Raw genomic sequence first — 1,607 nt, forward strand, 5'->3', positions numbered from 1 at the left:
TGTGCAGTTTTATGCGGAGCCCCCTCATCAGAGGCCCCGGGTGGCTTGAAAAATCGCGCTACAGCCTCCTGCGCGGAGACTGCGAATCGGCCCATCGTTATCTGGATCTCGGTTCCAACCCGCGCATCTGGCGTCACCACACCGGCTTCCACCTTTTTGCCAACGAACTGGAGGATCCGGATATCGCGGTAGCCCGCTTTCACATCGTCTCGGGCGGTGCCAGCCAGGCCGTACCACAGCTCATCTCGTTATACACAACTCTGCCCCACCAGAGCGCCGGCCGAAATAATCGTTGACCTTCAACGACTTACATGAGGTGCTTGTAAACCCTGAGAAAAACGCGTCTACTCTTGCAATTTGGGTGACACGTTGGCGACGAAGAACTGGGTGGCGGAGGAGTTTTCGGGGATGGCGCTGGGCGACGAACGGCTGAACAAGCGGGCGAAGGTGCTGATGGAACGGTTGTCGGCCAAGCCGACGGCGAGCATTCCGATGGCGTGCCGGGGCTGGGGCGAGACGGTCGCCGCGTACCGTTTCCTGGGCAACGACGAGGTCGACTGGCAGGCGATCCTGGCGCCGCATTGGGAGCGTACCCGCAGCCGCATGCGCGCCCATCCGGTGGTGCTGTGCCTGCAGGACACGACCGAGCTCGACTTCAACGGGCAGGGCATCGCGGGTCTGGGGCGGCTGAACTATGAGGCGCGCCGCGGCATGTATCTGCACCCGACCTATGCGGTGACGGTCGAGCGCGAACCATTGGGCGTGCTCGATGCGTGGATGTGGGCGCGCGAGGAGGTCGATGCGCCAGGCGCCAGCATCAAGGAGAGCGTGCGCTGGATCGAAGGCTACGAGCGGGTGGCGGAGTTGGCCCTGGGGATGGCGGCCACTCGCTTGGTGTATGTCGCCGACCGCGAAGCGGATCTGATGGACATGATGCTGCGCGCCCAGACGCTGGGCACGCCGGCCGACTGGCTGGTGCGGGCCAAGCACAACCGCTGCCTGCCCGCGGGCGCGAAGCTGTTCTCGCACACCTGCGCGGGCGAGCCGCTGGGCGAGATCATGTTCACGATGGGCTCGCGCCACGGCCGACCCGCGCGCGAGGTGCGCCAGCAGCTGTGGGCCCGACGGGTCAGCCTGCCGGCCGGCAAGGCCGACACGGTATCGGCCACCTGCATCGTGGCGCGCGAGATCGGTGCGCCGGCCGGCGCCAAGCCGGTCGAGTGGCGGCTGCTCACCAACCGTGAGGCCCCGACGGCAGCCGACGTGGTCGAGCTCATCGACTGGTATCGGGCGCGCTGGGAGATCGAGACCTTCTTTCATGTGGTCAAGAACGGCTGCCGCATCGAGGCCCTGCAACTGTCCGCCGTCGAGCGCCTGGAGCGCGCGATCGCCTTGTTCATGGTCGTGGCCTGGCGCATCGCGCATCTGATGCGCACCGGTCGAACCTGCCCCGATCTGGACGCGGCGCTCTTCTTCGAGCCAGACGAGATCCGCGGCGCGTATCTGCTCACCAAGAAGAAACCGCCCGCGACCCCGCCCACCGTCAACCAGGTGCTGCGGCTGATTGCCACCCTGGGCGGTTTTCTCGCGCGCAAGGGCGACGGCGA

The 1,607-nt window shown here is 66.2% G+C and carries 2 protein-coding genes; both read left to right on the top strand.

What is annotated here, in order from left to right:
* Nucleotides 1-296, top strand: a 296-nt coding sequence (locus GO606_RS00755; RefSeq protein ID WP_246979253.1) for a hypothetical protein, incomplete at its 5' end; no start/stop codon positions are given.
* A 61-nt stretch (nucleotides 297-357) separates the two neighbouring features.
* A partial coding sequence (locus GO606_RS00760) for an IS4 family transposase (protein ID WP_425532174.1) occupies nucleotides 358-1,607 on the top strand: 1,250 nt, incomplete at its 3' end.

It is taken from the genome of Aromatoleum anaerobium (genome assembly GCF_012910705.2).
Classification (GTDB): Bacteria; Pseudomonadota; Gammaproteobacteria; order Burkholderiales; family Rhodocyclaceae; genus Aromatoleum; species Aromatoleum anaerobium.